At 57.5% G+C, this 13,847-nt stretch carries 10 protein-coding genes; 9 read left to right on the top strand and 1 reads right to left on the bottom strand.

Annotation, left to right across the window (positions count from 1 at the left end; genetic code table 11):
- Positions 1-51 precede the first annotated feature (51 nt).
- The 9 genes from scpA to BUQ90_RS12430 all read left to right on the top strand — a co-directional run bounded on the left by scpA (position 52) and on the right by BUQ90_RS12430 (position 13,385).
- Complete coding sequence (gene scpA / locus BUQ90_RS12390) at positions 52-2,196, top strand: methylmalonyl-CoA mutase (RefSeq protein ID WP_074206402.1); 2,145 nt, start codon at positions 52-54, stop codon at positions 2,194-2,196.
- Positions 2,193-3,212 (top strand): biotin synthase BioB, encoded by a 1,020-nt coding sequence (gene bioB / locus BUQ90_RS12395; RefSeq protein WP_074205494.1) that lies wholly within the window; start codon positions 2,193-2,195, stop codon positions 3,210-3,212. Before scpA ends, bioB begins: the two co-directional genes overlap by 4 nt.
- Before the next feature lie 109 nt (positions 3,213-3,321).
- Positions 3,322-5,331: an acetyl-CoA carboxylase biotin carboxylase subunit gene (locus BUQ90_RS12400; RefSeq protein WP_074205495.1), complete on the top strand. Its 2,010-nt coding sequence runs from the start codon at positions 3,322-3,324 to the stop codon at positions 5,329-5,331.
- Positions 5,332-5,386: 55 nt separating this feature from the next.
- On the top strand, positions 5,387-7,024 hold the full coding sequence (locus BUQ90_RS12405) for an MFS transporter (RefSeq protein ID WP_074205496.1): 1,638 nt from the start codon (positions 5,387-5,389) through the stop codon (positions 7,022-7,024).
- A gap of 19 nt (positions 7,025-7,043) precedes the next feature.
- On the top strand, positions 7,044-8,108 hold the full coding sequence (gene alr / locus BUQ90_RS12410; protein WP_074205497.1) for an alanine racemase: 1,065 nt from the start codon (positions 7,044-7,046) through the stop codon (positions 8,106-8,108).
- 193 nt (positions 8,109-8,301) lie between these two features.
- Positions 8,302-8,916, top strand: a complete 615-nt coding sequence (gene phaR, locus BUQ90_RS12415) for a polyhydroxyalkanoate synthesis repressor PhaR (protein ID WP_074205498.1) — start codon at positions 8,302-8,304, stop codon at positions 8,914-8,916.
- A 31-nt stretch (positions 8,917-8,947) separates the two neighbouring features.
- Positions 8,948-10,483 (top strand): proline--tRNA ligase, encoded by a 1,536-nt coding sequence (gene proS, locus BUQ90_RS12420; protein ID WP_074205499.1) that lies wholly within the window; start codon positions 8,948-8,950, stop codon positions 10,481-10,483.
- Positions 10,483-12,774: a ribonuclease R gene (gene rnr / locus BUQ90_RS12425; protein ID WP_074205500.1), complete on the top strand. Its 2,292-nt coding sequence runs from the start codon at positions 10,483-10,485 to the stop codon at positions 12,772-12,774. Before proS ends, rnr begins: the two co-directional genes overlap by 1 nt.
- Before the next feature lie 89 nt (positions 12,775-12,863).
- Positions 12,864-13,385 carry a peroxiredoxin-like family protein gene (locus BUQ90_RS12430; RefSeq protein ID WP_239447425.1) on the top strand — a complete coding sequence of 174 codons (522 nt, stop codon included), beginning with the start codon at positions 12,864-12,866 and terminating at the stop codon, positions 13,383-13,385.
- On the opposite strand, the gene BUQ90_RS12435 is transcribed toward BUQ90_RS12430, so the two are convergent.
- Complete coding sequence (locus tag BUQ90_RS12435) at positions 13,382-13,837, bottom strand: universal stress protein (protein ID WP_074205501.1); 456 nt, start codon at positions 13,835-13,837, stop codon at positions 13,382-13,384. The two genes, BUQ90_RS12430 and BUQ90_RS12435, sit on opposite strands and share 4 nt — an antisense overlap.
- Positions 13,838-13,847: the final 10 nt, after the last annotated feature.

Below are 13,847 nucleotides of genomic sequence, written 5' to 3' on the forward strand. Positions count from 1 at the left end.
AATCCAAATCAGGTTTCGACAGGACGTTACGGAAAGGCTAGGATGCACGCCATGACTGATAAACCGACAATTGCCGACTGGAAAGCCCTGGCCGACAAGGAAGTGAAGGGCCGCGATCTCGACTGGGAGACCCCGGAAGGGATTACCGTCAAGCCGCTTTACACGCAGGAAGATGCAGGAGATCCGGGGCTGCCCGGATTTGGTCCGTTCACCCGCGGCGTGAAGGCGAGCATGTATGCCGGGCGCCCCTGGACGATCCGCCAATATGCCGGTTTCTCGACTGCGGAAGAGTCAAACGCCTTTTACCGCCGGAATCTCGCGGCGGGACAGAAGGGGCTGTCCGTGGCCTTCGATCTCGCCACCCATCGTGGCTATGACAGCGACCATCCGCGTGTTGTCGGAGATGTCGGCAAGGCCGGCGTCGCGATTGACAGTGTCGAGGACATGAAAATCCTGTTCGACCAGATTCCGCTCGACCAGATGTCGGTCTCGATGACGATGAACGGCGCGGTCATTCCGTGTCTCGCATTCTACATTATCGCTGCGGAAGAGCAGGGGGTTTCTCAGGAACAGCTGTCCGGGACCATCCAGAATGACATTCTGAAGGAGTTCATGGTCCGCAATACTTATATCTATCCGCCGGATCCCAGCATGCGGATCATTTCAGATATTATCGCATATACCTCCGAAAACATGCCGAAATTCAACAGTATTTCGATCAGCGGCTATCATATGCATGAAGCCGGGGCGACGGCGGTGCAAGAGCTGGCATTCACCATTGCGGACGGCAAGGAATATGCGAAACAGGCGATGGCGACCGGCCTCGATATCGACAAGTTCGCCGGACGCCTGAGCTTCTTTTTCGGTATCGGCATGAATTTCTTCATGGAAGTCGCCAAGCTGCGGGCCGCCCGGACGCTATGGTACCGGGTGATGGACGGTCTGGGGGCCAAGGCCGAGCGGTCCAAGATGCTGCGCACCCATTGCCAGACATCAGGCGTGTCCCTGACCGAGCAGGATCCCTACAACAATGTGATCCGCACCACGATTGAGGCCATGGCGGCGACACTGGGCGGGACCCAGTCGCTGCACACCAATGCACTCGACGAAGCGATTGCGCTGCCGACCGACTTTTCGGCCCGGATCGCCCGCAATACGCAGATTGTCCTGCAGGAAGAAGCCGGGATCACCAAGGTCGTCGATCCGCTCGGCGGCAGCTACTATATTGAAGCGCTGACCGATGAACTGGTCGAAAAGGCCTGGGAGATCATTGAGCGGGTCGAAAAAGAGGGCGGCATGGCCAAAGCCGTTGCTGACGGCTGGCCCAAAGGCATGATCGAGGAAGCCGCCGCGGGTCGTCAGGCTCGCGTCGACCGCGGCGAAGACGTGATTGTCGGCGTGAACAAATATCGTCTCGAAGACGAGGACCAGATTGAAACGCTGGACATTGACAATGCCAAGGTCCGCCAGGGGCAGATTGCCCGGCTCGACAAGATGCGGGCGGAACGGGACGAGGATGCGTGCCAGGCCGCGCTGAACGCGATCACCGAAGGCGCCAGGGCGGATGGCAACATGTTGGCGCTGGCCGTTGATGCGGCGCGCAAGCGGGCCTCGCTCGGGGAAATCTCGGATGCCATGGAAGCTGCCTTTGGTCGCTATGCCACGCAACCTACTCCGGTGAAGGGTATTTACGGTGCCGCCTATGAAGGCGATCCGCAATATGCCCTTGTAATTGACGGTGTGGATGCTGTGTCACAGCGTCTCGGTCGCAAACCCAAAATCCTCGTCGCCAAAATGGGCCAGGATGGGCATGACCGTGGCGCCAATGTGGTGTCCAGCGCTTTTACGGATATGGGATTTGACGTCATCTCCGGACCTCTTTTCCAGACACCACGCGAAACCGCAGATCTGGCGCTATCCGAAAATGTCGATGCGGTGGGTGCTTCCAGCCTGGCCGCGGGACACAAGACACTTATCCCCGAACTTATCAACATCATGAAAGATGCGGGGCGCAGCGATATCAAGGTTTTTGCGGGCGGCGTGATCCCGCCGCAGGACTATGAATTCCTGAGAAATTCCGGTGTGGTCGGAATCTATGGACCCGGCAGCAATATTGTGGAATGTGCAGCCGATATCTTGCGCTTGCTCGGGCACAATATGCCGCCCGAGGGCGAAATGGAGGAAGCCGCAGAATGAGTGACATCCGTACCGACTGGACCCGCGAGGAAATCGCGGCCCTGTTTGATTTGCCCTTTACCGAATTGCTGTTTCAGGCGGCCACGGCGCATCGCGCCTATCACAAGCCGGATGAAGTCCAGCTTTGCACGCTCCTGTCGATCAAGACCGGCGGATGCCCGGAAGACTGCGGCTATTGCAGCCAGTCGGTCCATGCCGACAGCGGGGTGGAAGCCACCAAGCTGATGGATGTCCGGGCAGTATTGCAATCTGCGGCCCAGGCCAAGGATGCAGGATCGCAGCGGTTCTGCATGGGTGCCGCCTGGCGCAATCCCAAAGACCGCGACATGCCCGCGATTGTCGAGATCGTAAAGGGCGTCCGCGACATGGGCATGGAAACCTGCATGACCCTGGGCATGCTCACGCCCAAACAGGCGGACATGCTGGCCGAGGCCGGACTCGACTATTACAACCACAATATCGACAGCAGCCCCGAATATTATGAGAAGGCGATCTCCACGCGCAAAATGGAGGATCGCCTCGATACGTTGCAAAATGTGCGCGACAGCGGAATTAACGTCTGCTCCGGCGGCATTATTGGCATGGGGGAAACCCGGGAAGACCGTGTCGGCTTTGTCCACACCCTGGCGACGCTGGAACAACATCCGGAAAGCGTGCCCGTCAATGCGCTGGTCCCGGTCAAGGGAACGATCCTCGGCGACATGCTCCATGATACGCCGATGGCGAAGATTGACGATATCGAATTTGTCCGCACCGTCGCCGTGGCCCGGATCACCATGCCCCAATCCATGGTCCGTCTGAGCGCAGGCCGCGAAAGCATGAGCGAGGCGACACAGGCGCTGTGCTTCATGGCTGGTGCCAATTCCATCTTCACCGGCGACAAGCTGCTGACTGCGCCCAATGCCGGCGATGACAGTGACGCGGCACTGTTTGAACGCCTGGGACTGAAAGCGCTGGAAGGCGAAGAGCCAATGCGGGCGGAGAAGACCTGCGGTGCGCTGGAGGCGGCTGAGTGATCCATATTTCGTCATTCCAGCGAAGGCTGGAATCTCAATCGATACTAAACAGACATCTAGCCAGAGACCCCAGCCTCCGCTGGGGTGACGGCTTGCTGGAGGCCTGACTTTGTTCAAAAAAATCCTGATCGCTAACCGGGGGGAGATCGCCTGCCGTGTTATTCGCACCGCCAAAAAAATGGGCATTGCGACGGTGGCCGTCTATTCCGATGCCGATGCGCGTGCACCTTTTGTCCGGATGGCGGATGAGGCAGTCCATATTGGTCCGCCACCGGCTGCGGAAAGCTATCTGCTCGCCGACAAGATCATTGCCGCCTGCAAGGAAACCGGAGCGGAAGCGGTTCACCCAGGCTATGGTTTTCTGTCCGAACGCGCCAGTTTCGTCGAAGAGCTGGAGAAAAATGACATCGCCTTTATCGGGCCTCCGCCCAATGCCATTGCGGCGATGGGCGACAAGATCGAATCCAAAAAACTGGCCATGGAAGCCGGCGTCAATGTCGTGCCCGGTTTTGTCGGCGAGATTGAGGATACCGAGCATGCGGTGAAAATCTCCGATGATATCGGCTATCCGGTGATGATGAAGGCCTCCGCTGGCGGCGGCGGCAAGGGCATGCGACTGGCTTATTCCGAGAAGGATGTGCGCGAAGGCTTTGAGGCAACCAAGCGGGAAGGCCTTAACTCGTTCGGTGACGACCGCGTGTTTATCGAGAAATTTATCGAGGATCCGCGCCATATCGAGATCCAGATCCTCGGCGACAAACACGGCAACATTCTTTACCTGAACGAGCGCGAATGCTCGATTCAGCGCCGCCATCAGAAGGTTGTGGAAGAAGCACCATCGCCCTTCGTCACGCCGAAAATGCGCAAGGCAATGGGCGAGCAATGCGTGGCACTGTCACAGGCGGTGAACTACCACAGCGCCGGCACGGTCGAGCTGATAGTCTCTGGCGCCGACAAGACCGGTGAAAGTTTCTACTTTCTCGAAATGAATACCCGCCTTCAGGTGGAGCATCCGGTTACCGAAGCCATCACCGGTGTCGATCTGGTCGAACAGATGATCCGCGTCGCGGCTGGCGAGAAGCTGGAATTGCAGCAAAAAGACATCGGCATTGACGGCTGGGCGATTGAGAACCGGGTCTATGCGGAAGATCCCTATCGCGGGTTTCTGCCATCGACGGGCCGGATCGTGCGTTATAATCCGCCGGTTCCCGGCTGGTCCGGCGATCCCATTCGGGGCACCAATGGCGTCCGGGTGGATGACGGTGTCATGGATGGCGGGGAAGTGTCGATCTACTATGATCCGATGATTGCCAAGCTCGTGACCTGGGGCGAAACCCGGGACGAAGCGGCTGATCGTCAGATAGAGGCGCTGAACCGGTTCGAACTGGAAGGGCTCGGACATAATATCGACTTCCTGTCGGCCCTGATGCAGCATCCGCGCTTTCGGTCCGGCGAACTGACCACCGGATTCATTGCCGAGGAATATCCCGACGGGTTCCAGGGGGCACCTGCGTCGGAAGAGCTGCAGCGCAATCTGGCTGCGATTGCCGCCTTCGTCGCCACGGCGCATGCCGATCGTGCGCGCCGGGTGGATCACCAGCTCGGTCAACAGCTGGATCCGCCCTCCGAATGGGAAGCGAAGATCGATGATGCAAAATTTGCCGTGTCGGTGTCGGAAGACGGAATTGTTGTCGATGGCACGGACGTCGACCTGTCACTCGCCTATACGCCGGGAGACAGTCTGATTCTGGCAACGGTTGGTGACAAGCCGCTATCCGTCAAGATTGCGCGGACCGCCAGTGGCTTTGCGTTGAATACCAATGGGGCAACCCACAAGGTTCAGGTACTGCCGGCGCATATTGCGCAACATGCCGTGCACATGATCGAAAAGATCCCGCCGGACATGTCCAAATTCCTGCTCTGCCCGATGCCGGGTCTTCTGGTGGCTCTGCATGTCGGGGAAGGGGACAAGGTCGAGGAAGGCCAGCCACTGGCCGTTGTGGAAGCCATGAAAATGGAGAATATTCTCCGCGCCGAGAAAAATGGCGTAGTGAAATCCGTGGAAGCCGCGCAGGGAGATAGCCTTGCCGTGGACGCAGTGATACTGGAACTGGAATAGAATTTCCGCCAACCGCACCGGAACGCAAGGCGGAGGACATGTAGGGGAGTGATTCATGGCCAGTGAAGCAGGCGCTGCAATGCAGCGGGAGCCGACCGAAAAGGAAATCCGGATGGTGATCGGCGCATCTTCCGCCGGGACTGTCTTTGAATGGTATGATTTCTTTATTTACGGAACCCTGTTCTACATCATCGGCCCGACATTTTTCCCGAGCGGAAACCCAACGCTGGAGATCCTGTTGGTCTGGGCCACTTTCGCCATCGGTTTCGGATTCCGACCGGTTGGCGCGGTCTTGTTCGGCTATCTGGGAGACCAGCTGGGGCGCAAATATACCTTCATTGTCACGGTCACATTGATGGGGATCGCAACCGCGGGTGTCGGACTGATCCCCAGTGCAGAAACAATCGGGCTTTGGGCGCCGGCTATCGTCATATTCTTCCGGATATTGCAGGGCCTGGCGCTGGGCGGAGAATATGGAGGAGCCGCCATCTATGTGGCCGAGCATGCGCCAACCGAGAAGCGCGGCTACTATACCAGCTATATTCAGGCCAGTGTTGCCGGCGGATTTGTGCTGTCGATCGGTGTCGTCCTGGCTTGCCGGTTCCTCATTCCCGAAGCCGAGTTTGAGGCCTGGGGCTGGCGCGTGCCATTCCTGCTGTCGATCATATTGCTCGCCATTTCACTGTGGATGCGGATCAAATTGAATGAAAGTCCGGTATTCCAGGCGATGAAGGCAGAAGGGACAACCTCGAAAAACCCGTTCACCGAAAGTTTTTCCTATCCGGGGAACAAGAAACGGATCTTTGTTGCTCTGTTCGGGATTACCGGGATTTTGACGACCATCTGGTACACTGCTTTCTTCTCCGGAATGTCCTTCCTGCGCGGACCGATGAACGTCGAGGCGCTGACTGTTGATCTGATCCTCTTCTTCGCCGGACTGATCGCGATGTCCTTCTATCTGATCGTCGGAAAATGGTCAGACAAGGTCGGTCGCAAAAAGCCGATCATTGTCGGTGCGCTGTTGTCACTTCTCCTGCTCTTCCCGGCATTCTGGGGTCTGGGACATTTTGCCAATCCCGGCCTTTCGGAAGCCGCGCAGGCCAATCCCGTCCGTGTCGAAGGCAGTCAGTGCAGCACGGATCCCTTCGCCGAACTGTTCAATCGCGAACAGAGTGATTGCGGCAAGATCCTGGAAACCTTGACTTCGGCCGGCGTCGCTTATGACCTGTCCGATGGCGAGGGTCTGCGGATGACGGCAGGTGACAGCGAAATAGCAATTGACGCGCAGTGGCTCACCGATGGCGAAGCGCGCAGCGCCGGAATGCGGGAGGCGCTGAGCGAATATGGCTATGACTTCAGCAAGCAGCAACTGGGTGTGGGCAGCATCCTCGGTATCGTGGCGATCCTGCTGGTGCTCGGTGCGCTGAGTGCGTTGACCTACGGGTCGGTCGCCGCCTTGCTCGCGGAAATGTTCCCGCCCAAAATCCGTTACAGTTCGATGTCGATTCCCTATCATATCGGCGCGGGATATCTGGGCGGGTTTCTGCCACTGATTGCGGGATATATCGTGGCCCGATCCGGAGATATCTATGCGGGATTATGGTATACATGGATTGTTGTGGCCTTCGGTGTGATTGTGGCCTGGTGGGGTATCCCCAACGATCCCGAAGCCGAACTCGCCGAAACAAGCTGATGCGCCAGACAGGTTCGAGATGAGTGTGGGTAACGAAGATATTCCGGCTTCGGCCCGGCTCAGACTCGATGGTGCTGCTCTCGTTGCCAACTGGAACGCCCTGGACCGGTTAAGTGGGTCGGCCAGTGCCGGTGCCGCGGTCAAGGCGGACGGTTATGGTCTGGGAGCTCGCGGGGTCACCAAAAGGCTGATCGCCGCAGGATGCCGGGATTTCTATGTTGCCAACTGGCAGGAAGCGTCAGATATTGCTGACCTGATTGCAGGCGATGCCCGGATTTCCGTGCTGAACGGTGTTCAGGATTCGGAAATGCCGGCGGCACTGGCATCTCCGGCGAAGCCCGTCCTGAACAGCCTGGAGCAAGCCCGGCGCTGGAGGGATACCGGTCGGCCCTGCGATCTCATGATCAATAGCGGCATGAACCGGCTGGGCATCAACCCGGATCAACTGGCTCAGGCTGAACTGGACCAGCTGGATATCGACATGGTCATGAGCCATCTGGCCTCCGCCGATGAGGATGTGGATCAGAATGCCGATCAGTTGTCTGAGTTTCGCGAAGCTCTGCAGCAGGTGTCCGCCCGCCGGATCAGCTTTGCCAACAGCGCCGGAATTGCTCTTGGAGAGGACTATCATTTCGATGCGACCCGCCCAGGACTGGCGCTTTATGGCGGTCAACCCCGGGCAGAGCTGAAAGACCATATTGAGCAGGTTGCATGGCCCGAATGCCAGATCGTGCAAATTCGCCAGTTGAGGTCAGGGGACCGCCTGGGTTATAATGCACGTTATATTGCCGAAGATGATCATCCAGTCGCCATATTGGCCATGGGCTATGCGGACGGATATTTGCGATCTTTTGCCGGTTCCGGATATTTTGTGGCAGACGGCCAGAAGCTGCCAGTGCTCGGGCGAATTTCCATGGACCTGACGGCAGTGGACATCCGGTCGGCCTCAGCTCTGGCTGAGGGGGACTGGCTGGGCTGTGGCTATGACCTACCCGACGCATCTGTCGCATCCGGCCTCTCGCAATATGAACTGCTCACAAATCTCGGCCAGCGTTTTGCGCGTGACTGGACTGACACGCCCTGATTGTGCATCCGCTATATTGCAGTCGCAAAGAAGAAACGGGCGCAATTCCGGGATAATTCGTCGGAAAACCTCTCCGGAACGGCTTTTGTTGCGGCGATGCACAATTTTGTCTATTGCAGTGATAATATCGCAACAATTTGAACCTATGTGAGAGGCGAAGAACCATCCACAGACCGGTTTGGCAGGAGAATCCATGGCAAAATCCAAAAAAGGGACCGAGGACGGCCCTATTACGATCAAGAAATACGCCAACCGCCGCCTCTACAATACCGAGACATCCAATTACATCACTCTCGATTTCCTCGCGGAAATGACCCGCGATGATGTCGACTTTGTGGTTGTCGACGCCAAGTCCGGAGAAGATATTACCCATACGGTTCTGACCCAGATCATCGTCGAGGAAGAGAGCAGCGGACAGAACATGTTGCCTGTCAATTTCCTGCGGCAACTGATTTCGATGTATGGCAACAGCATGCAGTCCCTGATGCCCTCCTATCTGGAAGCATCAATGGAGAATTTCCGCAAGAACCAGAAGCAGTTTCAGGAAGCAGTGGAAGGCGCGCTCAACAAGAACCCGCTCGGGCAGATGGCGGTCAAAAATCAGAAACAATTCCAGGAAGCGGTGGAAAACGCGCTCAAGGCAAGTCCGCTGGCCGGTGTTGTCGAAAAAGCGCTCGCCCCGCTGAAAAGCGGCGGCAAGGAAGAGGATGCGGAAGAAGAAGAGCTTTCCGAAAAGGATCGCGAGATCATGGAACTGAAGAAGCAGCTTGCGGACATTCAGTCCAAGATCGACAAGATGGACGAATAGACCCGAACAGGCTGGCAGGAATTAGACTATCGTGAAGAAAAATGCGCTCTCGGTTACCCGGGAAAATGATTTTGCGGGCTGGTATCAGCAATTGATTTCGGAAGCGGATCTCGCCGAAGAGTCCGGCGTACGCGGTTGCATGGTCATGCGGCCCTGGGGCTATGGTATCTGGGAGCGTGTCCAGTTCCTGATGGACCAGCGGATCAAGCAGGCCGGCCATGAGAATTGCTATTTCCCGCTGTTCATCCCGCTCAGCTATTTCGCGAAGGAAGCGGAACATGTAGATGGTTTCGCCAAGGAAATGGCAGTCGTGACTCATCACCGCCTGATGAAGGACGAGGAAGACGGTCTGGTCGTTGATCCGGATGCGAAGCTGGAAGAGCCTCTGGTTGTGCGCCCGACATCGGAAACAGTCATCGGCACCGCCTTTGCCCGCTGGGTTCAAAGCTGGCGCGATCTGCCCGTCATGATCAACCAGTGGGCCAATGTCGTCCGCTGGGAAATGCGCACCCGGATGTTTTTGCGAACCAGCGAGTTTCTCTGGCAGGAAGGCCATACGGCCCATGCCGACCGCGAAGAAGCGATGGAAGAGACGCTGAACATTCTGGAACTGTACCGCAGTTTTTCCGAGGAAGTCCTCGCGATGCCGGTTATCGCTGGCGAGAAGCCAGAGAATGAAAGGTTTCCCGGAGCCGATGCGACCTATTCCATCGAAGCGATGATGCAGGATGGCAAGGCTCTCCAGGCAGGCACATCGCATTTCCTCGGCCAAACGTTCAGCAAGGCACAGAATATCCGCTTTCAGGACAAGGAAGGCCAGTTCCAGTTCGCCTACACCACCAGCTGGGGCACCTCGACGCGCCTGATTGGCGGGGTCATCATGACCCATGGCGATGATGACGGCCTGCGCGTGCCGCCGTTGATCGCACCCTACCAGATCGTGGTCATTCCGATGCTCCGCGACAAGCCTGAAGACGAAGCGGTTCTGGACTATTGTCAGGAGCTGACAAAGGAACTGACGCAATTGAAGGCGTTTGACGAGACAGTCCGGGTCAAACTCGACAAGACCGGTGCCAAGGCGTCAAACAAGCGCTGGGGCTGGGTGAAGAAGGGAGCACCGCTCATTCTGGAAATCGGTCCGCGCGACGTTTCCGAAGGCAATGTTTCGATGATCCGCCGCGATGCGCTGTACAAGGAGAATGGCAAGCTGGATTCACACATCCTGGCGAAAGGCGATTTTGTCGGTCAGGCAGCCGGACTTCTGGAAGACATTCAGTCGCGCCTGCACGGCGAAGCAAGCGAGCGACTCAACTCCAACATCACACGAGGGTTTTCGGAGTTTTCGGAACTGGAAGCGTTCTACAAAGAAAACAAGAAATATCCCGGCTGGCTGGAAGTCCAATGGTGCCGTGCGACCGGTGAGGAACTGGATCAGATCGAGGAACGGCTCAAAAAGCTGAAGCTCACATTCCGTAACGTGCCGCAAGATGCGGCACCAGTAGACGGCAATTGCATTTTCACCGGAAAACCGGCGGTTGAACGGATTCTTGTCGGCAAAGCCTATTGATGGCGCGATCCAGAAAACCGCACAAGCCCCGGCAGGTACCGACCCGCAAGCAGATACTGGAATTTATCGAGCAATCGCCCCAGCCCGCCGGCAAAAGGGAAATTGCCAAGGCCTTTGGTTTGCGCGGCTCTGACAAGATCGCCCTCAAGGCGCTGCTAAAGGACATGGCGGACGAGGGTCTCATTGACAGCAGTCCGGGGAGGGCCTTTCATAAAATGGGCGGCGTACCCAAAGTCACGGTGCTCAAGATTGTCGAAATTGATGGAAATGAAGCGATCGGCACTCCGGAACGCTGGGATGCCGAGGGCAAGCCCGCGCCGAAAATCCGGGTGCGCGAAAAGGGCCGGCGTGCCGCGCTGGCGGTCGGCGACCGGATCCTTGCACGGACCGAAGAGCGCGGCCAGGGCTATGTCGCCTGGATGATGAAGAAGCTGGCCCAGAGCAGCGACATGCTCATGGGTATCGTCGAAAAGGACGAGCGCGATCGGTTCTGGCTCAAGCCGGTGGACCGGAAGATTCGTCGAAGCACACCCATTTCTGATCTGGGCGATGCGGAAGTCGGAAATCTGGTTCTGGCGGAACCGTCTGGCCGCGGCTCGCAAGTGAAGGCCCGCGTGAAGGAAGTGCTGGGAGATCCCTTTGCACCCCGGTCTTTCAGTCTGATTGCGATCCACAAATATGACATCCCCAATCGCTTCCCGGAACGGGTTGAAGACGCGGCCAGGCAGGTTACCTCACTGCCGCTCGATGAGCAGAAACGGGAGGACTTGCGGCATCTTCCAATTGTGGCAATCGATCCGGCAGACGCGCGCGATCATGATGATGCAATCTGGGCGAAACCGGATGATGACAGTGCCAATCCCGGCGGTTTCAAGGCGCTCGTGGCGATCGCCGATGTGTCCTTCTATGTGCGGCCAGGAAGCGCGATCGACAGGGAAGCCTATAAACGCGGCAACAGCGTCTATTTCCCGGACCGTGTCGTCCCGATGCTGCCGGAAGCCCTGTCGACCGATGTCTGCTCGTTGAAACAGGATGTCGACCGGGCAGCACTGGTCTGTCACCTGACGATTGACAGTAAAGGCCAGGTTACCGGTTCCCGTTTCACGCGGGCCATTGTGCGACTGGCGGGAAATATTGCCTATGAAGACGCGCAGGCCGCCATGAATGGCGAGATTGAGCATGACCTCAAATCAACTGCGCTCAAGTCGCTCTGGGACTGCTGGAAACTGTTGGCCAAAGCCCGCGACAACCGGGAGCCGCTCAATCTTGATCTGCCGGAAAAGCGGGTGGTGCTGGATGACGACGGCCGGATCGCCGAAATCGCCGTCCGCGACCGTCTTGATGCGCATCGACTGGTCGAAGATTTCATGATTGCGGCGAATGTGGCAGCCGCCAAAAAACTGGAATCGCACAAATCACCTTTGATCTACCGCGTTCATGAAACACCGTCGCGGGAGAAACTTATTGCGCTCAAGGATTATCTGAAGAGTTTCGAGATCAGTTTTGCGATGGGACAGGTGATCAAGCCCGGGGTGTTCAATCAGCTGATCTCAAAAGTCGATGATGAGGACTTGCTGCCGCTGGTCATGGAACAGATATTGCGCAGCCAGACTCAGGCTTATTATGGCCATCAGAACATGGGACATTTCGGTTTGTCTCTAGGGAGTTACGCCCATTTCACCAGCCCGATCCGCCGCTATGCCGATCTGATCGTGCACCGAGCACTGGTCTCCGCCTGCAAGCTCGAGCAACCGGCACCCGAAAACCGCGATGTTCCGAAGGAAACCGGACTGGATACTGACAGTGCCGGACGACTGGACCGGATCTCCGAGAAGATCAGCCAGCTCGAGCGACGCGCAATGATGGCGGAGCGCGAAACCGTCGATCGCTACATCTCCGCTCATCTTTCCAGCCATGTCGGGCAGGTACTGAAATGCCGGATTACCGGTGTTCAGAATTTCGGGTTTTTCGCGACGGTCGAGGAGCTGGGCGGCGACGGGCTGGTGCCTGTTCGTACCCTCGGTATCGAGCGGTTCGACTATGATGAACAAAAACAGGTCCTCACCGGAATGGACAGCGGTACAAGCTATGCCATTGGCGAGAAACTGGAATTACGGCTGGTGGATGCCAACCCGGCGACCGGTAGCCTGCTGTTTGAACTGCCGGAAGGCGCCAATCACATGCCAGGCGGCGGCGCAAGGCCTTCCGGTCCGCGCAGGGGTGGCAAGGGCAAATTCCGCAAGAAGGGCAAACGGGGGCGTCCGGGCAATATTCGGCACAAAAGCCGGTAAATCTCTGATCATCCCGCAGTTATTTCGGATTGTAACCTTTTGTTCATCGGCTTTGAATAGCGCCTTGGATAACAAGAAAGGTGCCGCCCATGTCCAAAATGATTCCCAACCAGACCGTCCCCGATTTTACCGTCCCGATGACCGATGGTGGGCAATTTCAATTGAGTCAGCGCGCCGGTGACAATTTCACATTGTTGCTATTCTATCGCGGCCTGCACTGTCCGATCTGCAAAGGTCAACTGCGTGATCTCCAGCGCAAGCTGGAAGACCTGGCCGAACGTGGGGTCACAGCCGTAGCGATCAGCATGGATGAGCAGAAGCGTGCCGAGCAGTCGGCATCCAACTGGGGCATTGATGAATTGATGCTGGGTTACGGTTTGAGCGAAGAGACGGCCCGGGAACTCGGCCTCTATTTGTCAGCAGGTCGCCCGGACAGCAGCGAACCGGAACTCTTTTCGGAACCAGCCTTGTTCCTGGTGCGTCCCGACCGAACACTCTATTTCGCAAGCGTGCAGAGCATGCCATTCACGCGGCCGCCGCTCGACCAGCTAATCATGGGTATCGATTACGCGCTGGCCAATGATTATCCGGCGCGCGGGGAAATCGCCTAACTTAACCGGTCAATCTCTTCTTTTGAGAGAGATCCTGGCACAACCATGACGGGGCAGGGCAGTGACCCTGCCTCACTGGCCGCGAAATGCGTTACAAGCGGCCCCGGAGAGCCGCTGGCGGCTGCACCCAGCACAAGGGCAGCCAGACCGTCGATTTTCTTCATCACCCGGCGCACGTCATCTGGTCCCTTGCCTTCCTTGACAGTAATCGAGGGACGGATGCCGGTTTCGTCAAACAGTGTGCCGGCGGCGCTGGACACCAGGGCTTCGGCGCGGTTCTTGGCTTCTTCCTCAAGCGTGGCCTGAACCCCGCCCCAGGCGACAAATCCTTCACTCTCCACCAATGCCAGAATATGCAGAGCCCCGCCGGTTTTCATCGCACGACGGGACGCAAAGCGCAGCGCAACGCTGGCCTCGTCTGTCTCGTCGATAACCACCAGGTAAGTACGCATGATTTTTCCC

Source organism: Parasphingorhabdus marina DSM 22363 (genome assembly GCF_900128895.1).
Classification (GTDB): domain Bacteria; phylum Pseudomonadota; class Alphaproteobacteria; order Sphingomonadales; family Sphingomonadaceae; genus Parasphingorhabdus; species Parasphingorhabdus marina.

Excerpts from the sequence above, each read along its gene's own strand:
- scpA (WP_074206402.1), top strand. The coding sequence starts at position 52 with ATGACTGATAAACCGACAATTGCCGACTGGAAAGCCCTGGCCGACAAG.
- bioB (WP_074205494.1), top strand. The coding sequence starts at position 2,193 with ATGAGTGACATCCGTACCGACTGGACCCGCGAGGAAATCGCGGCCCTG.
- BUQ90_RS12405 (WP_074205496.1), top strand. The coding sequence starts at position 5,387 with ATGGCCAGTGAAGCAGGCGCTGCAATGCAGCGGGAGCCGACCGAAAAG.
- alr (WP_074205497.1), top strand. The coding sequence starts at position 7,044 with ATGAGTGTGGGTAACGAAGATATTCCGGCTTCGGCCCGGCTCAGACTC.
- phaR (WP_074205498.1), top strand. The coding sequence starts at position 8,302 with ATGGCAAAATCCAAAAAAGGGACCGAGGACGGCCCTATTACGATCAAG.
- rnr (WP_074205500.1), top strand. The coding sequence starts at position 10,483 with ATGGCGCGATCCAGAAAACCGCACAAGCCCCGGCAGGTACCGACCCGC.
- BUQ90_RS12430 (WP_239447425.1), top strand. The coding sequence starts at position 12,864 with ATGTCCAAAATGATTCCCAACCAGACCGTCCCCGATTTTACCGTCCCG.
- BUQ90_RS12435 (WP_074205501.1), bottom strand. The coding sequence starts at position 13,837 with ATGCGTACTTACCTGGTGGTTATCGACGAGACAGACGAGGCCAGCGTT.